This window comes from Allosphingosinicella sp., from assembly GCF_046295735.1.
Lineage (GTDB): Bacteria > Pseudomonadota > Alphaproteobacteria > Sphingomonadales > Sphingomonadaceae > Allosphingosinicella.
This window is the reverse complement of record NZ_JBKBMQ010000005.1, coordinates 138,675-162,711: the sequence shown is the minus strand read 5'-3', so window position 1 is coordinate 162,711 and position 24,037 is coordinate 138,675. Positions and strand designations below refer to the sequence as shown.

Here is a 24,037-nt window from a genome sequence, read left to right as displayed (position 1 = left end):
CGTCCGCAAAAGGCGCGCGGGATTTCGAAAGGGTCAGGCGAGGATTTTGGCGAGGCCGCGGGAGAGCTGGAGGGCGCCGTTCACCCGCGCCGGGGCGTCGGGCCAGGCGCGGGAGATGACCAGTTTCGAATCGGGGCGGAGCTTGGCGGTGCCCTGCAGGCGCTGGACGTAGCCGATCAGGCCTTCGAGATCCGGGAACTGGTCGTTGTGGAAGTGGACCAGCGCGCCCTTCGGGCCGATGTCGAGCTTCACCACGCAGGCCTTGCGGCAATTGAGCTTGATCTCGATCACCTTGAGCAGATTGTCGGTCTCCGGCGGGAGCTTGCCGAAGCGGTCGATCATCTCGGCGGCGAAGGCGTCGATCTCGCCGCGATTCTCGAGCGCGTTCATGCGGCGGTAGAGGCCCATGCGCAGATCGAGATCGGGCACGTAATCGTCCGGGATCATGATCGGCGCGTCGACGGTGATCTGCGGCGAGAACTGGTCGCGCGGCACGGCGAGGCCGCCGGACCTGGCCTCCAGGATCGCCTCTTCCAGCATCGACTGGTAGAGTTCGAACCCGACCTCCTTGATATGGCCCGATTGTTCGTCGCCGAGCAGGTTGCCGGCGCCGCGAATGTCGAGATCGTGGGTGGCGAGCTGGAAACCGGCGCCGAGGCTGTCGAGATTGGCGAGCACCTGCAGGCGCTTGTCGGCGGTCTCGGTGATCAGCCGGTCGGCGGGCGTCGTGAAATAGGCGTAGGCGCGGGTCTTCGCCCGGCCGACGCGGCCGCGCAGCTGGTAGAGCTGGGCGAGGCCGAAGCGGTCGGCGCGGTGGATGACGAGCGTGTTGGCGGAGGGGATGTCGAGCCCGCTTTCGACGATGGTGGTCGAGACCAGCACTTCATATTTCTTGTCGTAGAAAGCGGACATCCGCTCCTCGACCTCGGTCGGCGACATCTGGCCGTGAGCGACGACATAGCGGACCTCGGGCACCTCCTCGCGCAGGAACTGCTCGATGTCGGGCAGGTCGGCGATGCGGGGGACGACGAAGAAGCTCTGGCCGCCGCGATAATGTTCGCGCAGCAGCGCCTCGCGCACCACCACCGGGTCCCAGGGCATGACGTAGGTGCGCACCGCCAGCCGGTCGACCGGGGGGGTCTGGATCACCGAAAGCTCGCGAAGACCCGACATCGCCATCTGGAGCGTGCGCGGGATGGGAGTTGCGGTCAGCGTCAAGACGTGAACGTCGGCCTTCAGGGCCTTCAGCCGCTCCTTGTGGGTGACTCCGAAACGCTGCTCCTCGTCGACGATGACGAGGCCGAGCCGCTTGAATTCGACGCCCTTCGACAGGATGGCGTGGGTGCCGACGACGATGTCGACATGGCCGGAGGCGAGGCCGTCGCGGGTCGCCTTCGCCTCGGCGGCGGGGACGAGGCGGGAGAGGCGGCCGATCTCGATCGGGAAGCCCTGGAAGCGCTCCTTGAAATGGGTGAAATGCTGGCGGGCGAGGAGAGTGGTGGGGGCCACGACCGCGACCTGCATGCCGGCCATGGCGGCGATGAAGGCGGCGCGGAGCGCGACCTCGGTCTTGCCGAAGCCGACGTCGCCGCAGACCAGCCGGTCCATCGGCCGGCCGGCGCCGAGATCGGCGACGACGTCGCCGATCGCCCGGTCCTGGTCCTCGGTCTCCTCATAGGGGAAGCGGTCGACGAAGGCCGCGAAGCCGGTGTCGGGCTCCGCCACCTGGCCGGGGCGCAGCGCCCGCTCGGCGGCGGTCTTGATGAGCTCGCCCGCGATCTCGCGGATCCGCTCCTTCATCCGCGACTTGCGGCGCTGCCAGGCTTCGCCGCCGAGCCGGTCGAGCGCGACGCCCTCGCTCTCCGAGCCGTAGCGGGAGAGGATGTCGATATTCTCGACCGGCACGTAGAGCTTGTCCCCGCCCGCATATTCGAGCGCGACGCAATCGTGCGGGCTGGTGCCGACCGGGATTCGGGTCAGCCCCTCGAAGCGGCCGATGCCGTGATCGGCATGGACGACGAGGTCTCCGGGGGTGAGGGTGGCCAGCTCGCTGAGGAAGGCGTCCTGGCTCTTCTTGCGCTTGCGGCGGCGGACCAGCCGGTCGCCGAGCATGTCCTGTTCGGTGAGGAGCGCGACCTCGGCGGAGGTGAAGCCGTGATCGAGCTGGATGACGGCGAGCGCGACGGCGCCCGCTCCTCCCCGGGACGGGGAGGGGGGTGGAGGGGGCCCACCTCTGAGGTGCGCCGCCGCCGGGCCCCCTCCACCAGGCTTCGCCTGGTCCCCCTCCCCGTTCCGGGGAGGAGCTGAAAGGCCCAGCGCTTCCTGCCAGCTCTCCGCCTCCACGACGTTCGTCAGCCCGTGATCGGCGAGCAGGCCCTTCAGGCGGTCGCGCGCGCCGGCGGAATAGCTGGCGAGCACGACCTTCTTCTTGCGCCGCCGCAGATCGGCGACATGGTCGATCACCGCTTCGTAGATGTTGACGCCCTGCGCCCGCTCCGGCGCGAAATCGCGCGCGGAAGCGACGGCGAAGTCGAGCACGGCGGCGCTGTCCGGCTCGGAGAAGGGGGTGGCGAGATGGAGCGGGCGCTCCGCCACCAGCCGCTCCCACTCGGCGCGGGAGAGATAGAGGGCGGCGGGCTCCAGCGGGCGGTAGCTGCCCGGATCGTTCGACTGGGCGCGGGTGCGGTTCTGGTAATAATCGTCGATCGCCTCGAACCGCGCCTCGGCCGCGGCGGCGTCGCCGGCGTCGCGGACCACGATGTCGTCGGGGCCGAGATGGTCGAACAACGTGTCCAGCCGCTCCTCGAACAAGGGCAGCCAATGGTCGATGCCGGCGATGCGGCGGCCGTCGGACACGGCCTGGTAGAGCGGATCGCCGGTGGCGGGCGCGCCGAACAGCTCGCGATAGTGCGAGCGGAAGCGCTTCACGCTCGCTTCGTCGAGCAGGGTTTCGGAGGCGGGCAGGAGCGTGAAGCCGTCGACGCGGCCGGTGCTGCGCTGGGTGGCGGGATCGAACAGGCGCACGCTTTCGATCTCGTCGCCGAAGAAATCGAGCCGCAGGCCTTGCGCCTCGCCGGCCGGGAACAGATCGACGAGGCCGCCGCGCACCGCATATTCGCCGGCGTCGGCGACGGTGTCGGTGCGCGAATAGCCGTTGGCCTGGAGCAGGGCGGTGAGGCGGGCGAGGTCGATCCGCTCGCCGGGCGCGAGCCTGGCGACGAGCTGGCGGATGCGGAAGGGCGTGAGCGTGCGCTGGAGCGCGGCGTTGACGGTGGTGACGAGAAGCTGCGGCCGGGTGCCGCGGCGCTGGAGCGCGTGCAGCGTCGCCAGCCGCTCGGAGGTCGAGCGCAGCGAAGGCGAGGAACGGTCGTAGGGCAGGCAGTCCCAGGCCGGGAAGCTCAGCACCTCGAGTTCCGGCGCGAAGTAGGAGGCGGCGTCGGCGACCGCGCGCATCGCCGCCTCGTCGGGCGCGATCAAGACGGCGCGGCCGCCCGTCTTGCGGACCCCGGCGGCGCGGGCGAGGTCGGCCGCGAGCCAGGGCAGGAAGCCCGCCGGCGCGCCGGCGAGCGTCATCGGCGCGCGCGCGGCCAGGATCCGCTGAAGATCGCTCACTCGGGATGCTCGATATAGTCGAGCGCGCGCAGCCGGCGCATCATCGGCCCGTCGAAGCGCTCGGGCGGGGCGGCGGTGCCGATCGCCCAGGCCATGATGTCGACGTCCTGCTCCTCGAGCAGGGTCTCGAACCAGGCGGTTTCCTCCGCGTCCCAACCGGCGTGGTGGCGGTCGAAGAAGCCGCCGATCAGCAGATCGGCCTCCTTCGTCCCGCGATGCCAGGCGCGGAAGCGCAGTCGTTTCAGGCGGTCGGCGCGGTTCATCTCATCCCATAAGGAAAGCGGCGGCGCTGGCGCGGCCGGCCGGCATTGGATATCGAGTGGCCCATCTAGTTATGCGCCCCGACATTCTCAATCCGCTGTTCGCCGAGGTGGAGGTGCTGAAAGGCATCGGGCCCAAGCTCGCCCGGCCGCTGCAACGGCTGGGGCTGGCGCGGGTGGTGGACATCCTGTTCCACCTGCCCACCCACTGGATCGACCGGAAACGGATCGAGACGCTCGACATGGCCGATGCCGGGCGGGTGGTGGCCGTGACGGTGACGCCGGTCGATTATCGCCAGGGCGGGCCGCGCAGCCCGTTCCGCGTCCTCGCCACCGACCGCGCCGGCAATTACCTGACGCTCACTTATTTCAACAATCCGGGATGGGCGAAGAAGCAGCTGCCGATCGGCGCGCCGAAATTCGTGTCGGGGCGGATGGAGATGTACGGGCAGGAGCTGCAGATCGTCCATCCCGACCATGTGCTGGAGCCGGAGGCGGCGGCGGAGGTGCCGGAGCGGGAGCCGGTCTATCCGCTGTCGGAGGGGCTCACCAACCACCGCATGGGCCAGCTCGCCCGCCAGGCGCTCGGGAGGGCGCCGCCGCTCGGCGAATGGATCGAGCCGAGCCTCAAGGACCGGCGCGGCTGGCCCGATTGGGCCGAGGCGCTGGCGACGGCGCATGGGACGCAGCCTTCCCCCCCGCCTGCGGGAGGGGAGGCGAAGGCGCGGGAGCGGCTGGCTTATGACGAGATCTTCGCCAACCAGCTCGCGCTGACCCTGGTGCGCGCCTCGTCGCGACGGCGGCGGGGGGTGCCGCTGCGCGGCGACGGGCGGCTGCGCGGCGCGCTCCGCCTGCCTTATGCGCCGACCGGGGCGCAGAGCCGGGCGATCGCCGAGATCGAGGGCGACCTCCAGCAGGAGGTGCCGATGCTCCGGCTGCTGCAGGGCGACGTCGGATCGGGCAAGACCCTGGTCGCGCTGATGGCGATGCTGGCGGCGGTCGAGGCCGGGGCGCAGGCGGCTTTGCTCGCGCCGACCGAAATCCTCGCCCGCCAGCATTTCGACACGCTGACGCGCCAGCTGGCGGGGCTACCCGTCAACGTCGCGATCCTGACCGGCCGCGAGAAAGGGCGGGCGCGCGAGGCGACCCTGATGGGCCTGGCCGACGGGTCGATCCACATCCTGGTCGGCACCCACGCCATCTTCCAGCAGTCGGTCGCCTATCGGCGCCTCGGCCTCGCCGTGGTCGACGAGCAGCACCGCTTCGGCGTCGCCCAGCGGATGATGCTCGCCGCCAAGGCCGAGCGGCCGCCCCACCTCCTCGTCATGACCGCGACGCCGATCCCGCGGACGCTGACGCTCACCCATTATGGCGAGATGGACGTCTCCCGGCTCGACGAGATGCCGCCCGGCCGCCAGCCGATCGAGACGCGGGTGATGAGCGTGGAGCGGCTGCCCGAGGTGGTCGCCGCGCTCGGCCGCCACATCGAGGCGGGGCGCCAGGCCTATTGGGTCTGCCCGCTGGTGGAAGAGAGCGAGGCCAGCGACCAGGCCGCCGCCGAGGAGCGGGCGCAGGTGCTGAGGCTGCGCTTCGGCGACAAGATCGGCCTCGTCCACGGGCGGATGAAGGGGCCGGAGAAGGATGCGGTGATGGCCGCCTTCCAGGCGGGCGAACTCGCGGTGCTGGTCGCCACCACCGTGATCGAGGTCGGCGTCGACGTGCCGAACGCGAGCCTGATGATCGTCGAGGGCGCGGACCGGTTCGGCCTCGCCCAGCTCCACCAGCTGCGCGGCCGGGTGGGGCGCGGCTCGCAGCGGTCGGTCTGCCTGCTGCTGCGCGGCAACGGCCTCAGCGAAACGGCGCGGGCGCGGCTCGCGCTGATGCGCGAGACCAATGACGGCTTCCGCATCGCCGAGGAGGATTTGCGGCTGCGCGGCGCGGGCGAGATATTGGGCACGCGCCAGTCGGGCGAGGCGAATTTCCGGCTGGCCACCCCCGAGCTGATCCAGGACCTGATCCAGGCCGCGACCGACGACGCCCGCCTGCTGGTCGACCGCGACGGCGGGTTGGAAGGGGAACGCGGCCGGGCGGCGCGGGTGCTGCTCTACCTGATGGAACGCGACGCGGCGGTGGGGCTGCTCAGGGGCGGGTGAGGGGGGCACCGTCGCCCCGGCGGAGGCCGGGGCCTGGGTTCGGCGAGGTTCGGAGGTCGGAGGTGAGATCCCGGCTTTCGCCGGGATGACGGGTTGGGCGGGCGAGGTGGCGATCCCCAACCGTCGCCCCGGCGAAGGCCGGGGCCTCTTGGTGCAGGGCTCCGGGTTCCGGGCCGGGATCCCGGCCTTCGCCGGGACGAGGGTGGGTGGACGACGGGGTTAGAGGATCGTCTCCCACAGGTCGTCCCAGGCGGGATTGGTCTCCTCGATCCGGCGAATCTTCCATGCGCGATGCCATTCCTTCATCGCCTTTTCGCGGCTGATCGCCTCGTCGATGGTGGGATAAGGTTCGGCATAGACCAGCCGCTTCAGATTGTAGCGGCGGCAGAAGGCCGATCCGCTGCCGTCGCGATGCTGCGCGACCCGGGCGGCAAGGTCGGCGCAGACGCCGATATAGAGGACGCCGCCGGGCCGATTGGTCATGATGTAGACCCAGCCGCCTTTCATCCGGGCAGGATGCCGCCGTCGGAGCGCGGGGGCCAGGGTTTTTTTGGTGGGGGTGAGATCCCGGCCTTCGCCGGGATGACGGGGTTGGGTGGTGGGGGGCGGTCCCCTGTCGTCGCCCCGGCGGAGGCCGGGGCCTCTTGGTGCGGGGCTCAGAGGTCGGGGGTGAGGTCCCGGCCTTCGCCGGGACGACGGGGGGGCGGTCAGGGGGTGAGGACGCCGTGCTTTTTCTTGCCGGCCGACACCCGCACCTCACGCTCGACGCGGATCGTCAGGTCCTCGCCGGCTTTTTCGCCGTCGACCTTGGCGCCGCCTTGCGCGATCAGGCGGCGGGCTTCGTTCTTGGAGGGGGCGAGGCCGAGGCCGAGCAGGGCGTCGACCAGCGAGATTTCGCCCGCGACCTTGAGCGTCGGCAGCGCCTCGCCGGCGGTGCCTTCCTCGAAGGTGCGCCGGGCCGTCTCGCCGGCCTCGGCGGCGGCGGCGGGGCCGTGCGCCATCGCGGTGGCGGCATCGGCGAGCGCCTTCTTCGCCTCGTTGATCTCGGCGCCCTCGAGCCGCTCCAGCCGGGCGACCTCGTCCAGCGGCAGATCGGTGAACAGGCGCAGGAACTTGCCGACGTCGGCGTCCTGCGTGTTCCGCCAGAACTGCCAGTAATCATAGGGGCTGAGCTGATCGGCGTTGAGCCAGACCGCGCCCGCCATCGTCTTGCCCATCTTGCCGCCGTCGGCGGTGGTGATGAGCGGCGTCGTCAGGCCGAACACCTGCTCGCCGTCGGCGCGGCGGGTGAGCTCGACGCCGTTGACGATATTGCCCCACTGGTCCGATCCGCCCATCTGCAGCCGGCAGCCGAAGCGGCGCTCGAGCTCCAGGAAGTCGTAGGCCTGGGTGATCATGTAATTGAATTCGAGGAAGGACAGCGACTGTTCGCGCTCCATCCGGAGGCGCACGCTGTCGAAGCTCAGCATGCGGTTGACCGAGAAATGCTGGCCGATCTCGCGCAGGAACGGGATGTACATGAGCGCGTCGAGCCATTCGGAATTGTCGACCATGACGGCGTCGGTCGGCCCGTCGCCGAAGGTCAGGAAATTGGCGAACACGCGCCGGATCGAGGCGATGTTCGCCTTGATCGTCTCTTCGGTGGCGAGCTTGCGCGCTTCGTCCTTGAAGCTCGGATCGCCGATCTTGCCGGTGCCGCCGCCCAGCAGCACGATCGGCTTGTGCCCGGCCTGCTGCAGCCGGCGCAGCAGCATGATCTGAACGAGGCTGCCGACATGGAGCGAGGGAGCGGTCGGGTCGAAGCCTATGTAGCCCGTCACCACCCCCGCCGAGGCGAGCGCGTCGAGTCCCTCGGCATCGGTCACCTGATGGATATAGCCACGCTCGTCGAGCAGGCGCAGGAGGCGGGATTTGTACGGGCTCATGGCCGGGGCGGTTAGCACGGGCGGCGGTTGAGGGGAAAGGGGCGCGCTGCCGATGTGCCCAAGCCTCGCGGACGCCGATCCGCCGCAGCAGGCGCCCCGTTCAGCGAGCGGAAATTGACGGGCGTTCACAAGCGCGCTTTTCCTCCTATGTGAGGCTAGGCCCGACGAACGCGCGGCCGGGGGACGAACCGAGATCATGAGCAGCAGAAGGGCAAGCGGCGCGCGAGCAGCGCTGAAGGCGGCATGGGCGGGCGGGACCGCGCTCGCGGCGCTGGCGGCGGCGAGCCCAGCCGCGGCGCAGGACAGCGACGCGGTCGGCCCGCCGCAGCTGCGCGACTTCCGCCTGGACGCGCCGGCGACACGCCCGCAGCCCCGGCCGCCGCAGGACGAGCCGGTGATCGCGCCGGCCCGCCCCGAACCGGTCCAGCAGGCGCCCGCGCCCGCGCCGGCCCCGCGCCAGGCGGAGCCGCAGGCGAGCCCCCCGCCGCGCCCCGCTCCGGCCGAAACGGCGCCGCCGCGCGCGGCCGCGCCCCAGCCCCAGCCCCGCGCGGCCGAGCCGGCCGAGCGCGGCGCGCCTCCGCCGCTGCCCGACGTCGCGCCCCCGCCGCTCCCCGACGCGCCGCCGCCGCCGCTGTTCGACAGCGCTCCGGTGCCGGTGGACCCGGCGCCCGCGCTGCCCGCCGAGCCCGCGCCGCCCGCGGCCGTTCCGGACGCATCCGGTTCGGGTCTCGCCTGGCTCTTCTACCCGCTCGGCGCGGGGCTGCTCGGGCTCGTCGCCTGGCTGGCCTTCCGCCGCCGCCGCCGGACCGAATTCGCCGAGGCGGTGCCCGCGCCCCCGCCTGTACCGGCGCCGGAACCGCGGCCGGAGCCGGTCGCCACCGTCTCCATACCAGAGCCGCGGCCGTGGCTGGAGCTCGACTTCGCGCCGCAGCGCGCCGCCGCCACCGACAAGCAGACCGAGGTCCAGTTCGAGCTCGTGGTGCGCAACGATGGCAAGGTCGACGCCCGCAACGTCCGCATCGAGGCGCGCATGTTCAACGCCGCCGCCGAGAACGAGATCGAAGCCTTCTTCCGCATGGGGCCGAGCCAGGCGGGGCAGGGCCTGTCCATCCCGCCGGGGATGGAGGCCCGCGCGAACAGCCGGGTGATGATGCCGCTCGAAGCCGTGCGCCCGATCCGCGTCCAGGAGCGCAGCCTGTTCGTGCCGCTGGTGGCGTTCAACGTCTTCTACGAATGGGCCGACGGGCGGATCGGCCAGACCAGCCGCACCTGGCTGGTCGGCCGCGAGGCCCAGCCGCCCGCCGAGAAGATGGGCGCCTTCCGCCTCGACCTCGGCCCGCGCATCTATCGCCAGGTCGGCCGGCGCCAGCACGCCCTCGCCCGCGTGGTCTGACGGGCGTCAGGCCGCGGCGAAGGCCTCGTCGCCAAGCGCGTAGAGCAGGTCCGCGCCCGCTTTGGCCTGGGCGGCGAGCCCGGCGGCTTCGGGCACGAGCTGATCGAGGACATAGCGGCAGGCGGCGGCTTTCATCGCCTTGAAGTCGGGCGCCGCCTCGGCCTCGTCCAGCAGCCGCAGCTGGCGCGCCATCAGCCAGCCCGCGGTCGCCACCGACAGCATCGTCAGGAAGGGGTAGGAACCCGCCATCCGGTCGTCCGGCGCGGCGGCGAGGAGGTGCGCTCCGGCCTCCTCGCAGGCGTCGACCAGCGCGAGCAGCGGCGGATGGTCCGCCGCCTCGGCGCGGATGTCGGCGAGGAGGCTGCGGAACACGGCGCCGCCGTCCATCGGCAGCTTGCGCCCGACCAGGTCGCCCGCCTGGATGCCGTTGGTTCCCTCGTAGATCGGCGCGATGCGGGCGTCGCGATAATGCTGGGCGGCGCCGGTTTCCTCGACGAAGCCCATGCCGCCATGGATCTGCACGCCGAGGCTCGCGACCTCGACGCCGACATCGGTGCCCCACGCCTTGACCAGCGGCGTCAGCAGGTCCGCCCGCGCCTTCGCCGCCGCATCGCCGAGGCTCGCACGGTCGGTCTGGCCGGCGGTGTAGTAAGTGAGCGCGCGCGCCGCCTGCGTCAGCGCCTTCATCCGCAGCAGCATGCGGCGCACGTCGGCATGTTCGATGATCCGCGCGCCGCGGCCTTCGCGCGCGCCCTGCACCCGCTCCAGCGCGTAGGCCGCCGCCTGCTGGGTGGCGCGCTCGGCGATCGAGACGCCCTGGAGGCCGACGTTCAGGCGGGCATTGTTCATCATCGTGAACATCGCCGCCATGCCGCGATTCTCCTCGCCGATCAGGAAGCCGCGGCAATCGTCCTCGTCGCCGAACGACATGACGCAGGTGGGCGAGGCGTGGATGCCGAGCTTGTGCTCGATCGACACGCAGCGCACGTCGTTGAACGTCCCGTCCAGCCGGTATTTGGGCACCAGGAACAGCGAGATGCCGCGCGTCCCTGCCGGCGCGTCCGGAAGCCGGGCGAGCACCAGATGGACGATATTGTCGGTGAGGTCGTGCTCGCCGAAGGTGATGAAGATCTTCTGGCCCTTGATCCGGTAGGTGCCGTCGCCGGCCGGCTCGGCGCGTGTCTTGAGCGCGCCGACGTCGGAGCCCGCCTGCGGCTCGGTGAGGTTCATCGTCCCGTTCCATTCGCCGGTGACGAGCTTGGGGAGCCAGGTCCGCTTCAGGTCCTCCGATCCATGGTGCTTCAGCGCCTCGACCGCGCCCGGCGTCAGCATCATGATCAGCGAGAAGGCCATGTTGGCCGATCCCAGATCCTCCATCACCACCGTCGCGAGGGTGAGCGGCAGGCCCTGTCCGCCATGTTCGGGCGGGCCGGCCAGCGTTCCCCAGCCCGCTTCCACATAGGCCCGGTAGGCGGCGTGGAAGCCCTCCGGCATCTTCACGCCCTCCGGGCTCCACCGCGCGCCGGTCTGGTCGCCGGGCCGGTTCAGCGGGGCGAACTCGGCCGCGGCGAAGGCGCCCGCACCCTCCACGATCGCGTCGGCCACGTCATCGCTCGCGTCGGCGAAGGCGTTGTGGCCGGACAGTTCGTCGAGCCGAACGATGTGGCGCAGGAGGAACTTCTGCTCGGCGACGGGGGGCGTGTAGGTCATGGGCATCCCTTGCTTGTGCTCGGCCCCGGCTATAGCGCGGCGCCGTGGACCCGCAAAACACCCGCATTGTGCCGTACGGGCCGGAGGCGATCGCCGAGGCGGCGGCGCTGGTCCGCGCCGGCATACCGGTGGCGGTGCCGACCGAGACGGTCTACGGCCTCGCCGCCGACGCGACCTCGGGCGAAGCGGTGGCGCGCATCTATGCCGCCAAGGGACGGCCGAGCTTCAATCCGCTGATCGTCCATGTGCCGGGGCTCGCGGAAGCGGAGCGGATCGCTTTGTTCGACGACACGGCGCGCGATCTCGCCCGCCGCTTCTGGCCGGGGCCGCTGACGCTCGTCCTGCCGCTCCGTCCGGAGGCGGGGATCGCCGGGCTCGTCACAGCCGGCCTGCCGACGGTGGCGGTCCGGGCGCCCGCCCATCCGGCGATGCGGGACCTGCTCGCCGCCGCCGGCCGGCCGCTCGCCGCGCCGTCGGCCAACGCGAGCGGGCGGATCAGCCCGACCCGCGCCCGCCACGTCGCCGACGGCCTCGCCGGGCGGGTAGCGCTGGTGATCGATGGCGGGTCATCGGCGATCGGCCTCGAATCCACCATCGTCGCGCCCGCAGACGGGGAGGTCCGACTGCTGCGGCCGGGGCCGGTGACGGCGGCGGAGCTCGGCGTCGCGGCGGCGCCCGCGCCGGCGGAGCGGATCGAGGCGCCCGGCCAGATGGCGAGCCATTATGCGCCGCGGCAGCCGCTGCGGCTCGACGCCCGCACCGCACGTCCCGGCGAATGGCTGATCGGCTATGGCGACATCGAAGGCGACGATCATCTCGGCGCCAAGCCCGTCGAGGCGGCGGCGCGGCTGTTCGAGGCGCTGCACCGGGCCGAAGCTTCGGGGCAGGACGCCATCGCCGTCGCGCCGATCCCGGAGGAGGGGCTCGGCGCGGCGATCAACGACCGGCTGCGCCGGGCGGCGGCGCCGCGCTGACTTTCTTCAGAGCGGCTTGCGCTTCCGCTCGGCCAGCTTTTCCTGGATGAGGTCGCCGAGTTCGTCGAGGGTGAACGGCTTTTCCAGCACCGACACGTCCTCGCCGGCGGCGCTGCGCAGGGTGCGCAGCGCCGAATGGCCGGTGGAGAAGATGAGCGGGAGATCGGGATCGATGTTCGCGATCTGGCGCGCGGTCTCGGCGCCGTCCATGCCGGGCATGACATAATCGAGGATCACGAGCTGGATCTGTCCCTCGCGCACCATCGCGATCGCCGATTCGCCGTCCGGCGCCTCGTGCACCGGATAGCCGAGCTCCGTGATCGCGCGGCCGATCATCGTGCGAACGCTCTCATCGTCATCAACCACCAGGATCATAAGAGCACTCGACGTCCCACATTCGGTTTGCAGCCGCCGGTCGGCAGATGCTCAACCGCACCCGGCGGGCACGGTTCCATTGGCATCCGCCCTGGCGGGGCAGGTTGCCCCGCGCGGCAGCGGAGCCGCCCTATGCCGCCTCCCGCCGCCGCTGTCGAGCCGCGAAAAACCGCTGTTCCGGTCACTTGGGCTGACGGTCGGCGCGCGCGTCTCCCTCTCCCTCCTTGCCGGCCGAACCGATCGAGGAATCGACCAGGCCCGAGCGAATCATGAACCAGAACAGGATGATGCCGGGGAAAGCGATGGCGGTGGTGAGCAGGTAGAAGTTCACATAGCCCATCCATTCGATCAGCCCGCCGGCGGTCGTCCCGGTGAGGAAGCGGCCGGCGATGCTGGCGAGCGCCGACAGCAGCGCATATTGGGTGGCGGTGAAGCGCAGCGAACAGAGCGCCGAAAGATAGGCGACGACGGTCACGCCGCCGATGCCGCTCGCGAAATTCTCGAAGAACATGACCGCGGCCATCATCTCGTTGCTGTGGCCGGCGGCGGCGAGCAGGGCGAAACCGAAGTTGGACACCGCCATCAGGATGAGGCTGACCAGCACGGCATGCTTCATCCCCATCCGGGCGTACATGATGCCGCCGACGAACACGCCGATCAGCAGCGCGACGAAGCCGACGCCGACGTCGTAGAAGGCGATCTCGTCGTTGGTGAAGCCCAGATCCTCGAACAGCAGCCGCAGCGTCAGATTGGCGAGCGTGTCGCCGATCTTGTGGATGAGCACGAACAAGAGGACGAGCAGCGCGCCCTGCCGCTTCAGGAATTCGATCAGCGGGCTGAAATAGGCGATCACCGCGTCGCCGATCCCGCGCACCGGCGCCGGATCGCGGTGCCGCGCCGGCTCGCCCATGAAGACGCCCACCAGCATCGCGGGCAGAGCGAAGGCGGAGCAGGCGATATAGGCGAAGGTCCAGCCGTAGCGGGCTGACAGAACGAGGCCGAGCGCGCCCGCGGCGGCGGCGCCGATCCGCCACCCATATTGCGACATGCCGGAGCCGACGCCGAGCTGGCGCGGCTCGAGCAGTTCGATGCGGTAGGCGTCGATGATGATGTCGAACGTCGCGCCGGCGATGCCGACCAGGATGGCGGCCAGCGCCACGGTGGCGATCGAGCGGGTGGGATCGACGCTGCCCAGGAACCAGACGGCGGCGATGACGAACAGGCCGATCACCCACAGCCAGGACCGGCGCTGCCCGTAGCGGCCGATCAGCGGCAGCCGGACATTGTCGACGATCGGCGCCCACAGCCATTTGAAATTGTAGGCGAGGAAGGTCAGCGCGAAGGCGGTCACCGTGCTCTTGGTGATGCCGTCCTGCGCGAGCCGGGTGGTGAGCGTCGCCCCGATCATCGCGAACGGGAAGCCCGACGACATGCCCAGGAACAGGGCCGCGAGCGGCGCCGGTTCGGAATAGGGACGAACGCCTTCGGGAAGCTTGCTGCGCCAGCCCGCGGGCGCGGTTGAACTCGGCTGATCCATAGTCATCCTTCTAGCGGCAAGCCGGCCGCCCGCCAGCCCGTTCGCGCACGGTCTGGCGCATCATCCGTTCGGCTGAAGGTGGGGGGGCGCCGACCTTGAAGAAGGTGGCGCGAGTGACGGGGCTCGAACCCGCGACCTCCGGCGTGACAGGCCGGCGCTCTAACCAACTGAGCTACACCCGCATGGGATGGCGGCGAGGTAGTGGAGGCGCCGGAGCCTGTCAAGCAAGCGTCGGCGCCCGGCGCAAATTCATTCGCGGACGGGCGCGGGCGCATCGTGCGGCTCCTCGTGATGGGCGCTGATCAGCGTCCCTTCCTCGAACAGGAAGCCGGCGATGTCGGGCTTGCCCGCCGCCTCCAGCACGGTGCGCATGATGATGAGGATGGGAACGGCGAGCAGCGCGCCGGTCGTCCCCCACACCCAGGCCCAGAAGCTGAGCGCCAGCAGGATCAGCATCGGATTGATGGTGAGCCTTTTGCCCACCACCGTCGGCGTCACGACGTTCGCCTCGACGAGGTTGATGCTGAAATAGATGAGCACCGGCAGGAAGGCCTGCCAGGGATCGGGAAAGGCCATCAGCCCGCCGAGCGCCAGCAGCAGGGTGGCGGCGAGCGGCCCGAGATAGGGGATGTAGTTCAGCACCGCGACGATGCCGCCCCACATCAGGGGCGTGGGCATGCCGATCAGATAGAGGGCCAAGGCGACGACGAGGCCGAGGCCGATATTCACCATCGTGATGGTGCCGAGATAGGTGGAGGTCGCGTCCACCACCTGCTGGATCACCCGCGCGGTGGTCATCGCCCCGTCGAAGCTGCCGCGGCTGGTGATGGTGCGCTGGCGCATCCGCGTCCAGCCGGCGAGGAAGAAGAAAATGAGCAGCACCGCGAACAGCATCTGGATGACCGCGAACGGCGCCGAGGTGGCGATGATCGAGAGCATGCTGTTGGGCGTTTCCACCGTCACCGTCTGCGGCGCGCCGGCGGGGGCGCGTCCGAATTCGGAGACGATGTCCTCGATGAACTCCTCGAGGCTCGCATAGACGTCGAACAGCGGCGCCAGCGTCTGCTGGATGCGCCCGATCCGTTCGGGCAGCAGCCGCACCCATTCGGTCATCGGGATGAGGATCGAGACGACCGCGATGTTGGCGACCGCGATGAACAGCAGGATGCACAGCAGCGAGGCGAGCGCCGAGGGCACCCGGCGCCGCTCCAGCCATTCGAGCAGCGGCACCATGGCGATGGCGATCACGAGCGCGGCCGTCACCGGCAGGAAGAATTCGGCGCCCGCCCGCAGCGCGAAGGGCAGCGCCAGCGCGAAGGCGGCGCCGGCGATCAGGGTCAGAGCGGCGAGCAGCCGGTCGCGCCGGAAGGCGATCGCGGCCGATTCGCTCTCCTGCTCGTGCACCGGCGGCGCCGGCGGCGCCGGCTGGCTCTGGCCCACGTCGTTCATCCACCCAGACCCTCTCGCCCGCGGACCGATCGCCGCCGCCCGACCATGCCCGTTTCGATCCCGGCTGAGAAGAGCCGGGGGAGGCGCGAAAGGTTAGGGAGGTTCGGCGTGCGGGAAAAATCCCGTCGATCAGTGGCGGGATTTCGATCGACCGGGGCGATCAATGGGGGCGCGGTGACGTTGGGCCGGTTCGGGCGAGCGGGGGCACGGCGATTGGGGAAGGGCGAATCAAGGCGAGGTGTACTTCTCATTCGGGCAATTGAACCATATCGGTTCGCCTGTAGGAAAGCTTTTTTGTGCTGGGCGACACAGGCTCCCCTCCCCGCACGCAGGGAGGGCTTGGGGGTGGGTGCGTTTTCGGAGAGGCTCTGCCGGTGGAGACCGAACCACCCCTGACCCCTCCCTTCCTAGGAGGGGGAGTGGGCTTTCGAGGGCCTCAGCGTTGCGCTTCCCGCGCCGGTGGGCTGCAGGGGCAAAGCAACCGTTGCAGCGGGCCTTCCGTCAGCGCACAGTTCCCGACATGAGGACGGCAGCCGCCCTGATCTGGTCGACAGCTTTCGTGCTGACAGGCGGCTGCGAGCGAGACGGTTCGCCGAGCGTCGAAAGCCTGGTCGGGCCACGGAACTGCCCTCCGCGGAACAGTTATCCAGCGAGACCATCCAGCTCTACCGGCGGGGAGGTGCGCGCAACGATCATGTGCTCACCCTGGACCTTCTTCCCGGCAATGAGCTGGTGGTCGCCCATGTCGTGGACGGTGCCGGAGGCGAGCGGGTCATCGCGCGCGCCAGCTATCGCCTCCGGGACGAACTGGCCGCCCGCACAAGGGCGTCGTTGCTGCGCGTTCGCCCCGCGGCCTTGACGGGAATCGACGACGCGACGCTGCCGAGCGGATGCCATAGCTTTCCGCTCGACACCTTGCCCGCCACGCCCTCCGTCGTCTTCATCGACCGCGAGGAGCGGATCGGCATTTCCCTCATCTTGAACGAGGCGGATTGCGACAGCATACAGGCCGAACAGGCGCGCGCGCTGGTCTCGGACGTGCTCAGTTCTCTGCCGGGGCGGGACATCGTCGAACGATTTCCGGATTAGGCGACCGCAGCCAGTGGCGCGATGCGCACCGGCCCGCCGGGGCAGCCACGGCTTGCGGGCTGCGGTCAGTTGATGATATCTCATCACAATGCGCAAGATGGTCGCCTCGCTGATGGTGCTCGTGCTGTTGCTCGCGAACGGCACCGCGATCGCGGCCGCATTTTGCCGGCACGGCGGCGCGGAAGCGCACGAACAGGCGCGGCGCAGCTCCGACCCTCACGTGGCGGGGCAGGCGGTGGCGGGCGCCGCATGGCGCGTCTTCTGACGGCCGGCGCGCTGGCGCTTGCCGGTTGCGTGGGGCCGGTGGCGATCTTGCGCATGGAGAATAGCCGGCTGTGCAAGCAACAATGTTGCCGCGATACCTAAAGTTCGCATCCTGAATATTCCCTATTTCGCTGTTGCCACGCTGAAGTGAGTGGAGGAACACAAGCCGGCATTGCCCCCGACCCGGCTTGCATATTCCGAAAAACCTCCGCCGCCGCTAAGTACGACATGATCCCCGATCTTCACGCGACCACGATCGTCGGGCAATATGATCTCCGCAGTCGTCCCGTTCGACTGGAGCCGTGTTCCCACCGGCCAAAGCGGTGTGACCTCGGCGCTTCGCGTGCGGACGACGATGCAGGTGCCGTTCGACACCAAGCGGCCGGAGAGGCGCGCCGTGAGGAAAATATCCGGTCGCGCCTCCGGGGTGTCGGCGAGGTTCAGGACAAGCTGATCGGAAGTTATCGGTGTGGACGGCGTTGTGGCACAAGCCACAAGAAAGATCGGCATCCAAGCAATAAGGGGTATCCGGCACCGCATGGATCGTCTCCGATCAGACCAGTCGCGGCCTGCATGACTGGTAACCGCTAGAACGTAAAAACTTATGACAAAGTTCTCACAGAAATCGCAGCGGAAGAGTTGGTGATGCATGCAATAACGTTGATCATCAGTTGCAGTTCCAAAGCATCTTTTGAACAACCCCCCGATTTCAGACGGCAGATCGGCGTCGACCGGAGAGCCGCGTTTGAGGATTTCTTCGGCCGGCAACGCCCTTTCACAAGCCTTCGGCGGGTCTCCACTTGCCGGGAAAGGCGCGAGATGCCCGAGCCCCCCGGGAGCAGCGGCCGGATGTCGGTACGATTCGGCTCGGGCTGGTTCCGCGACGGTGCGCTTGCAGAGGCCGCGTCTCCTGGGTCACAAGAAGGAATGACGGTGCCTTCTCTTCCGGCCCTTCTCGGCTGCCGCGGATACCGCGAGAGGCCGTCTTGATCCGCTTGCTCGTCGCCGCCGCGCTGGCGCTTGCCGGTTGCGTGGGGCCGGTGGCGTCTGGCCCGGCGCGCTATGCCAATCCCGTGCTCGACGACAATTTTCCCGATCCGGCCGTGCTGCGCGCGCCGGACGGCTTCTACTATTCCTACGCCACGCAAGGCGAGGTCGACGGGCGCATGCAGAACATCCAGGCGGCGCGGTCGCGCGATCTGGTGAATTGGGAACGGACGGGGGACGCGCTGCCGGTGAAGCCGGGCTGGGCGCGCGAAACGCAGGATTTCTGGGCGCCGGACGTGGTGCATCGGGACGGCCGCTATTTCCTTTATTATTCGGCCAAGCCGGACGCGGCGCTCACCGATCCGGACCGGGGCCTGTGCCTCGCCGTCGCCACCGCCGAGCGGCCGGAGGGCCCGTTCACCGACAGCGGGCGGCCGCTCCAGTGCGGCGAGGGCTTCGTCAATATCGACCCCTTCGCCTATGACGACCCGGCGACCGGCAAGCGCCTGCTCTACTGGGGATCGGGGTTCGGCCCGATCAAGGTGCAGGAGCTGGCGGAGGACCGCGTCTCGTTCCTGCCGGGCAGCCGGCCGATCGACCTCGTCCACGTGATCCGGGACGAGGACCCGGCCAATTACCAGCGCCTGGTGGAGGGCGCCTGGATCGTGCGCCGCGAGGGCTGGTATTATCTCTTCTATTCGGGCGACAATTGCTGCGGCCCCAACGCCCATTACGCCGTGATGGTGGCGCGTTCGCGCAGCGCCACCGGGCCGTTCGAGACGCTGGCGGAGGCGACCGGCGCCGCCGACAGCGTCATCCTGGAGCGGCGCGGCCGGTGGATCGCGCCCGGCCACAACAGCGTCGTCGAGGATGCGGCCGGCGATCACTGGCTGCTCTATCACGCGGTCGACGCGCGGCGGCCCCGCTCCAGGGCGAGCGACGAGGTGAACAGCCGGCGGGTGATGCTCCTCGACCGGATCGTCTGGCGCGACGGCTGGCCGCGAGTGGCGGGGAACGGCCCCTCGACGGGCCCGCGCGGCGCGCCCGCGGTGCGTTAGACGGTCGGATGCGCGCTCCCCTCCCTGTTTCCAGGGAGGGGGACCCCGCGGATCAGCGGATGCGGGGGCCTCCGAAGGGGAGCGGGGGCGGGGGGCGGCGGTCGCGGCGGGGAAGCTGCGCCTGATAGGCGACGCCGCAATGCTGCACGCAATAGGGGAAGCCCGGATTGGCGGGCGCGCCGCAGAAATGGAAGTCGGGCTCGCCCGGATGGCCGATCGGCCATTTGCAGATCTTTTCGTTGAGATCGAGCAGGCTGGTCTTGTCGGCGATCTCCGGGCTCGGCTTGGCCGGCACCAGCCGGCGGGGCGGGGCGGGCGGAATCGGCGACTGCTGCTCGCCCGGCCCCTGGCGCAGGAAGCCGCCCGGGCCGATGGAGCGATATTGCTGCATGTCGGGCGCGGGCTGGCGCGCCGCCGGCTGCGCCGGCGCCTGAGCGGCCTGAGGCTGGACGGGCGCGGGAGCGGGGGCCGGCGCGGGCGCCGGTTTCGGCTCGGGAGCGGCGGCGGCCGGCGCGGGCTTCGGCTCGGGAGCGGGGGAGGCCGGAGCGGCGGCGGGGGAGGGGGCGGGCGCGGCCGCCTCGGCCTCCTTCTCCTTCGCCGGCTCCTCGTTCGCCTTCACCGGCGAGGGACGGGATTGCAGGCCGAGCCGGTGCGCCTTGCCGATCACGGCGTTACGCGAGACGCCGCCGAGCTCGTCCGCGATCTGGCTCGCCGTCATGCCCCTGGTCCACAATTCCTTCAGCCGGTCGATCCGTTCGTCCGTCCACGACATGATTTCAGCGTCCTCGATCTCTCAAAGCTTGCGGCTCACAGCGTCTGCCTCTAGCGACGGCGCGATGAACGACCAGCCTTCGAATTGGGTCAGGACCGACCCCGGCGTTCCCGTGATCCGGAACGTCAATTGGGGAGGCCTCAGAACCCTCTATGTGAAGGAGGTCAGGCGTTTCTTCAAGGTCCAGCTTCAGACTATCTGGGCGCCGTCGCTGACCACCCTGCTGTTCCTGATCATTTTCACGATCGCGCTCGGCCGCGAGGGGCGGACGGTGGAGCTGGGCGGCGCGGCGGTTCCGTTCGCCGATTTCCTCGCCCCGGGCCTCATCGTGATGGGGATGATCCAGAACGCCTTCGCCAATTCCAGCTTCTCGCTGCTGGTCGGCAAGATCCAGGGGACGATCGTCGATTATCTGATGCCGCCGCTGTCGGTGGGGGAGCTCATCACCGGGCTGGTCGGCGCGGCGGTGACGCGGGCGTTCCTGGTCGGGGCGGCGGTGTGGCTGGCGATGCTGTTGTGGCCGGGCGTCCATGTCGCGCCGGCGCATCCGCTCGCCATCTTCTGGTTCGGGCTGATGGGCAGCATGATGCTCGGCTTCTTCGGCCTGCTGACCTCGATCTGGGCGGAGAAGTTCGACCATGCGGCCGCCGTCACCAATTTCGTGGTCGCGCCGCTGTCGCTGCTGTCGGGCACTTTCTATTCGGTCGACGCGCTCTCGCCCACCTTCCAGGCGGTGAGCCACGCCAACCCCTTCTTCTATGTGATCTCGGGCTTCCGCTACGGCTTCCTCGGCGCGGCGGATTCGCCGGTGGCGTTTGGGGCGGTATTGCTGCTCGCGATCAACGTCGCGCTCGGCTTTCTGTGCATCCGCCTGATGCGGAGCGGCTGGAAGCTCAAGAACTAGACGGCGCCTCGGCGGGCGCGGCCCTGCGCTCGGGGAAGGTGACGCTGACGCGGGTGCCGGGCGGCCCGGACCATTCGATCGACCCGTCGAGCTGGCGGACCAGGCCGCGCAGCAGCCGCTGGCCGATCGATCCCACCCGCTCCTCCGATCGGAAGCCGTCGCCGTCGTCGATCACTTCGAGGCAAAAGCCGCTGTCGCAGCGTTTGAAATAGACGAAGACATTGCCGGGCTCGTCATCCTCGAAGGCGTAGCGGACCGCGTTGGTGACGAGCTCGTTCACCATCATGCCGATCGTGACCGCGCTGCTCGAGCTCAATTCCGCTTCCTCCGCCTCGACGGTGAGGACGATCGGGCGGATGCCGATCAGGGTGAGCTGGAGATCGTTGCACAATTCCTCGACGAAGCCGCGCGCGCTCACCGTCGTCGTTTCCTTGACCAGCTGCAGCCGGTCGTAGACGCGGGCGAGGACGCGCAGCCGGTTGGCGGCGTTGGCGAGCAGCTCGGCCGCGCGCGCGTCGCCCACCTCGCGCTGGCCGAGGAGCAGGTAGCCGGACACGAGCTGCAGATGATTCTTGATGCGGTGGTTGATGTCGCCGAGCAGCAGGTCCTTCTGCGCGTCGGAGGCGAGCAGCGCGGTATAGCCTTGCTCCAGGCTCTCGCGGGCGGCGGCGAGTTCGGACGTGCGTTCGATCAGCTGGTCGACGGTGCGGCGCAGGCTTTCGACGATCGCGGCGGCGAGCAGGCCGGAGGCGACGAAGATCGCCACCCGGATCGCGTCGGCCGCGGTCGCGCCGACCGGCGGATGCCGCGGATCGAGGATGAAATAGAGGCCGAGCACCGCGCTCGCGGCGACCGCGAAATAGCCGGTGCCCTTGTCGAACAGCAGCGCCGACAGGATCACCGCCGGCATGAAGACGAGGAAGAGCGGCAGCTGGTCCGGATCGAGATCGAGGCCGGCGAGAATGTAGCGCAGCGCGAAGAAGGCGAGCACGACGAGCGCGGCGGCGCCATATTGCACCGCCGCCGGAAGGCTGCGCAGCGGCTGCAGGCGGTGGAGCGTCTCGACGAGCATCGCGGCCGAGTTAAGCAGGCGGCGGGCTTGTTTTCCACCTGATTCGGCGGCGGCGCACCGTGCGGTCAGCCGCCGAACAGCGGCGCGAGGCGCGGCAGCGGCAGGCGCAGCCGCCCCGGCTCGGCGGGCGCGGCGACGCGCATGCGCCGCAGCGTCTCCCCGGCCTCGTTGCCGGACCGGCCGAACAGCGGCGCGGCCTGCCAGGCATGGGCGGGATGGACGCCGAGCCGCGCGAGCAAGGCTTCGGCGAGGGCGTGGGGAAGGGCGGCCGGCTCCTCATAGCCGGCGACGGCGCGCGGCGCGGCCTCGAACAGCGGCATGGCGTAGAAGGCGTCGGTCGCCGCGTCGCCGCGATCGGGGAAGCTCCTGCGGACGATCGCGTCGGCGGCCTCGCACAACGCCTCCGCGACCGCGGCGCGCTGGGTCTTGCGGAACATGTGGCGGGCGACGGCGACGCGGGCGAAGGCGACTTCGAGGCAGGCGACGACCGGCGGCGCGTCATGATCGGGCAGGGCGCAGGCGTCCTCCCAGCAGCTCATCGGGTCGAGCAAGCCGGAGATCACGATTTCGGCCGCGGTTTCAGCCGCGATGCGTTCCCTGCCCAGCATCGAGGGTCCTCTCAAGGACGTGAACGGCCCCTTCTATAGCAGGCAGTGCCGTTCGCGCGAGACCCATCGGATGCGGGCCCGCGCGGCGTTCCGTTCCGGGGCGATGCGGACGGCACCGGTTACCTGGGGGGAGGCGGAACCGGCGTTCGACACTGTCGTTAAGGCTGCATAACGATCGGGTGGGGCGCTCCGCCGCCGCCCGCCGAAGATTGGAGGAAGCCCATGTCCATCCTCACCATCCTGCTGGTGATCATCGTCGTCGGCGTGCTGCTGTGGCTCGTCAACACCTATGTGCCGATGCAGGGCACGATCAAGAGCATCTTCAACGCCGTCGTCATCATCCTGCTGGTCGTCTGGCTGCTCGACGCCTTCGGCCTGATCGACGTGCTGCGGACCACCACCGTCAGCTAGCGCGCATAGACGGCGATCAGCGGCCCGAGCCGGGGATAGGCGTCCCGCCGGTGGGCGGGGCGGTCCCACAGGCTCGACACGCTGCCGTCGAGATAGAGCGCGTCGCCACAGGACAGGCCGTCGCGGAACAGGCGGGCGAAGCGGCCGAACGACACCGGCTCGTCGCTGATCGCGAACCAGGCGGTGCCGTCGCCGGGCGCGCAGACGCCGTTGCGCACGTGGAGCGAGTCGCCGTCCGGAAGGATGCGCGGGTGAAGCTCCCCGCCGATCACCAGCATCGGGCCGGACTGGGTGGCGAAGGCGGGCGCCGGCACGCGCGCCGCGAGATCCTCGCTCGTCGCCACATGCGCGCGGCCGTCCCCGTCCACCGCGAACACGCCGTTGGGCTTCAGGTGGAAATTGCCCCAGCCGTCGCGCAGGTTGAGCGGCCGGCGGGTGCGGCCGTCCTCGACATAGAGGCCGATCGGCAGGCCGGCGCGGTCGTACATGCCGCCGTTCATCGCGAACAGCAGTCGCCCAGCGCGGTCGCCGAGATGCGCCTCCAGCCGCGCGAAGCTGCGCAGCGGCCCGTCCGCGCCGTCGAGGTGGAAGCGCAGGTCGTGTCGCGCCGGATCGTAGCGGCAGAGCGTGAAGGCGCTGCCTTCGAACTCCCGCGCCTCGCAATGCGCTGGCGGCTCCGCCGCCGCCGTCTCGCGCTGCGGGTCCGACGAGGCCGCGCACGCGGCAAGCGCCAGGACGGCGAGGCTAGATCGAATAGCCGCCATCGCTCACCAGAGTGGCGCCGGTCATGAAGGCGGCGTCGTCCGACAGGAGGAAGGCGATCTGCCGGGCGATCTCGTCGGCCGCGGCGAAGCGGCCGAGAGGCGTCGCCATGCCGGCCATGGCGGCGAAGGCGGCGTCGGCGCCGCCGAGGTCGCGCACCATGTCCTGGAAGAAGGGGGCGTCGGTCCAGATCGGCGTTTCGACCCCGCCCGGCGCGATCGCGTTCACCCTGATGCGGTCGGCCGCGCCTTCCTTCGCCGCCACCCGCCCCAGCTGCAGCAGCGCCGCCTTGGATGCGGCATAAGCGGCGATCCCGGGTTCGGCCTTCAGACCAGCGGCCGAGGCGGTGAGGACGATCGCGCCGCCGCGGCCGGTCGCCCTGATCGCGCGCATCGCCGCCTGCAGCGTCAGGAAGGCGCCGTCGAGATTGACTGCCATCACCCGCCGCCATTCGGCGAAATCGAGGTCCGCGATCGGACCGCCCGACGCGACGCCCGCATTCGCCACCGCATGGGTAAGGCCGCCAAGATCCGCCTCCGCCCAGAAGGCCGGATCGGCGACGTCGCCGGTCAGCAGGCGCGCGCCGTCGAAGCCGTCCACCGGGCGGCGGTCCATCAGGACCAGCGACGCGCCGCGACCGGCCAGGTGGCGCGCGGCGGCCGCGCCGATGCCGGAGGCCGCGCCGGTGACGAGGATGTGGGCGCCGGCGAAGTCGTTCATGC

General features: G+C 70.1%; 22 protein-coding genes and 1 tRNA gene. 8 read left to right on the top strand and 15 right to left on the bottom strand.

The window, feature by feature from the left end; all coding sequences use genetic code 11:
* Positions 1-33: 33 nt before the first annotated feature.
* Together mfd and ACK4K7_RS06570 are read right to left on the bottom strand one after the other, a co-directional pair.
* Positions 34-3,612 carry a transcription-repair coupling factor gene (mfd, locus tag ACK4K7_RS06575; RefSeq protein WP_431864522.1) on the bottom strand — a complete coding sequence of 1,193 codons (3,579 nt, stop codon included), beginning with the start codon at positions 3,610-3,612 and terminating at the stop codon, positions 34-36.
* Positions 3,609-3,875: a succinate dehydrogenase assembly factor 2 gene (locus ACK4K7_RS06570; RefSeq protein ID WP_431864520.1), complete on the bottom strand. Its 267-nt coding sequence runs from the start codon at positions 3,873-3,875 to the stop codon at positions 3,609-3,611. Before ACK4K7_RS06570 ends, mfd begins: the two co-directional genes overlap by 4 nt.
* A gap of 71 nt (positions 3,876-3,946) precedes the next feature.
* Here ACK4K7_RS06570 and recG point away from each other — a divergent pair, with 71 nt between their 5' ends.
* On the top strand, positions 3,947-6,025 hold the full coding sequence (gene recG, locus ACK4K7_RS06565) for an ATP-dependent DNA helicase RecG (RefSeq protein WP_431864518.1): 2,079 nt from the start codon (positions 3,947-3,949) through the stop codon (positions 6,023-6,025).
* 219 nt (positions 6,026-6,244) lie between these two features.
* On the opposite strand, the gene ACK4K7_RS06560 is transcribed toward recG, so the two are convergent.
* Entirely contained in the window at positions 6,245-6,532 is a 288-nt protein-coding gene (locus tag ACK4K7_RS06560; protein ID WP_431864516.1) for a GIY-YIG nuclease family protein, read from the bottom strand.
* Positions 6,533-6,732: 200 nt separating this feature from the next.
* Positions 6,733-7,950, bottom strand: a complete 1,218-nt coding sequence (gene tyrS / locus ACK4K7_RS06555) for a tyrosine--tRNA ligase (protein ID WP_431864514.1) — start codon at positions 7,948-7,950, stop codon at positions 6,733-6,735.
* Between the two features lie 196 nt (positions 7,951-8,146).
* Here tyrS and ACK4K7_RS06550 point away from each other — a divergent pair, with 196 nt between their 5' ends.
* Complete coding sequence (locus tag ACK4K7_RS06550) at positions 8,147-9,343, top strand: hypothetical protein (protein WP_431864513.1); 1,197 nt, start codon at positions 8,147-8,149, stop codon at positions 9,341-9,343.
* A gap of 6 nt (positions 9,344-9,349) precedes the next feature.
* Here the strand turns inward: ACK4K7_RS06550 and ACK4K7_RS06545 are convergent, their stop codons facing one another.
* Complete coding sequence (locus ACK4K7_RS06545) at positions 9,350-11,053, bottom strand: acyl-CoA dehydrogenase (RefSeq protein ID WP_431864512.1); 1,704 nt, start codon at positions 11,051-11,053, stop codon at positions 9,350-9,352.
* 44 nt (positions 11,054-11,097) lie between these two features.
* Here ACK4K7_RS06545 and ACK4K7_RS06540 point away from each other — a divergent pair, with 44 nt between their 5' ends.
* Positions 11,098-12,027, top strand: a complete 930-nt coding sequence (locus ACK4K7_RS06540) for an L-threonylcarbamoyladenylate synthase (protein ID WP_431864511.1) — start codon at positions 11,098-11,100, stop codon at positions 12,025-12,027.
* A gap of 6 nt (positions 12,028-12,033) precedes the next feature.
* Here the strand turns inward: ACK4K7_RS06540 and ACK4K7_RS06535 are convergent, their stop codons facing one another.
* From ACK4K7_RS06535 to ACK4K7_RS06520, 4 genes are all read right to left on the bottom strand, one after another.
* On the bottom strand, positions 12,034-12,393 hold the full coding sequence (locus ACK4K7_RS06535) for a response regulator (RefSeq protein ID WP_431864510.1): 360 nt from the start codon (positions 12,391-12,393) through the stop codon (positions 12,034-12,036).
* 190 nt (positions 12,394-12,583) lie between these two features.
* Positions 12,584-13,939: an AmpG family muropeptide MFS transporter gene (locus tag ACK4K7_RS06530; RefSeq protein ID WP_431864508.1), complete on the bottom strand. Its 1,356-nt coding sequence runs from the start codon at positions 13,937-13,939 to the stop codon at positions 12,584-12,586.
* A 105-nt stretch (positions 13,940-14,044) separates the two neighbouring features.
* A tRNA-Asp gene (locus tag ACK4K7_RS06525) sits at positions 14,045-14,121 on the bottom strand.
* Between the two features lie 67 nt (positions 14,122-14,188).
* Positions 14,189-15,388: an AI-2E family transporter gene (locus ACK4K7_RS06520; RefSeq protein WP_431864506.1), complete on the bottom strand. Its 1,200-nt coding sequence runs from the start codon at positions 15,386-15,388 to the stop codon at positions 14,189-14,191.
* Between the two features lie 696 nt (positions 15,389-16,084).
* Between ACK4K7_RS06520 and ACK4K7_RS06515 the strand changes: the two genes are divergently transcribed.
* Both ACK4K7_RS06515 and ACK4K7_RS06510 read left to right on the top strand, forming a co-directional pair.
* The gene (locus ACK4K7_RS06515) at positions 16,085-16,477 is read left to right on the top strand and encodes a hypothetical protein (RefSeq protein ID WP_431864504.1); all 393 of its coding nucleotides are present in this window, start codon (positions 16,085-16,087) and stop codon (positions 16,475-16,477) included.
* An 88-nt stretch (positions 16,478-16,565) separates the two neighbouring features.
* Positions 16,566-16,742 (top strand): hypothetical protein, encoded by a 177-nt coding sequence (locus ACK4K7_RS06510; RefSeq protein ID WP_431864502.1) that lies wholly within the window; start codon positions 16,566-16,568, stop codon positions 16,740-16,742.
* Between the two features lie 122 nt (positions 16,743-16,864).
* Here ACK4K7_RS06510 and ACK4K7_RS06505 read toward each other — a convergent pair whose 3' ends face one another.
* Positions 16,865-17,251 (bottom strand): hypothetical protein, encoded by a 387-nt coding sequence (locus ACK4K7_RS06505; RefSeq protein ID WP_431864500.1) that lies wholly within the window; start codon positions 17,249-17,251, stop codon positions 16,865-16,867.
* Positions 17,252-17,727: 476 nt separating this feature from the next.
* Here ACK4K7_RS06505 and ACK4K7_RS06500 point away from each other — a divergent pair, with 476 nt between their 5' ends.
* The gene (locus ACK4K7_RS06500) at positions 17,728-18,786 is read left to right on the top strand and encodes a glycoside hydrolase family 43 protein (RefSeq protein WP_431864499.1); all 1,059 of its coding nucleotides are present in this window, start codon (positions 17,728-17,730) and stop codon (positions 18,784-18,786) included.
* A gap of 52 nt (positions 18,787-18,838) precedes the next feature.
* Here the strand turns inward: ACK4K7_RS06500 and ACK4K7_RS06495 are convergent, their stop codons facing one another.
* The gene (locus ACK4K7_RS06495; protein WP_431864497.1) at positions 18,839-19,558 is read right to left on the bottom strand and encodes a GcrA family cell cycle regulator; all 720 of its coding nucleotides are present in this window, start codon (positions 19,556-19,558) and stop codon (positions 18,839-18,841) included.
* A gap of 64 nt (positions 19,559-19,622) precedes the next feature.
* Between ACK4K7_RS06495 and ACK4K7_RS06490 the strand changes: the two genes are divergently transcribed.
* The gene (locus tag ACK4K7_RS06490) at positions 19,623-20,462 is read left to right on the top strand and encodes an ABC transporter permease (RefSeq protein ID WP_431864496.1); all 840 of its coding nucleotides are present in this window, start codon (positions 19,623-19,625) and stop codon (positions 20,460-20,462) included.
* Here the strand turns inward: ACK4K7_RS06490 and ACK4K7_RS06485 are convergent.
* Both ACK4K7_RS06485 and ACK4K7_RS06480 read right to left on the bottom strand, forming a co-directional pair.
* Positions 20,452-21,534, bottom strand: coding sequence for a sensor histidine kinase (locus ACK4K7_RS06485; RefSeq protein WP_431864495.1), 1,083 nt, complete (start codon positions 21,532-21,534; stop codon positions 20,452-20,454). The genes ACK4K7_RS06490 and ACK4K7_RS06485 overlap by 11 nt on opposite strands.
* Before the next feature lie 65 nt (positions 21,535-21,599).
* Complete coding sequence (locus tag ACK4K7_RS06480; RefSeq protein ID WP_431864494.1) at positions 21,600-22,142, bottom strand: hypothetical protein; 543 nt, start codon at positions 22,140-22,142, stop codon at positions 21,600-21,602.
* Positions 22,143-22,364: 222 nt separating this feature from the next.
* Here ACK4K7_RS06480 and ACK4K7_RS06475 point away from each other — a divergent pair, with 222 nt between their 5' ends.
* Positions 22,365-22,553, top strand: coding sequence for a Thivi_2564 family membrane protein (locus tag ACK4K7_RS06475; RefSeq protein WP_431864493.1), 189 nt, complete (start codon positions 22,365-22,367; stop codon positions 22,551-22,553).
* Here ACK4K7_RS06475 and ACK4K7_RS06470 read toward each other — a convergent pair.
* A complete protein-coding gene (locus ACK4K7_RS06470) occupies positions 22,550-23,317 on the bottom strand; it encodes a phosphodiester glycosidase family protein (protein ID WP_431864491.1) in 768 nt (255 codons plus the stop codon). The two genes, ACK4K7_RS06475 and ACK4K7_RS06470, sit on opposite strands and share 4 nt — an antisense overlap.
* Positions 23,298-24,035 carry an SDR family NAD(P)-dependent oxidoreductase gene (locus ACK4K7_RS06465; RefSeq protein WP_431864490.1) on the bottom strand — a complete coding sequence of 246 codons (738 nt, stop codon included), beginning with the start codon at positions 24,033-24,035 and terminating at the stop codon, positions 23,298-23,300. The genes ACK4K7_RS06470 and ACK4K7_RS06465 overlap by 20 nt, the downstream gene beginning before the upstream one ends.
* Between the last annotated feature and the right edge of the window lie 2 nt (positions 24,036-24,037).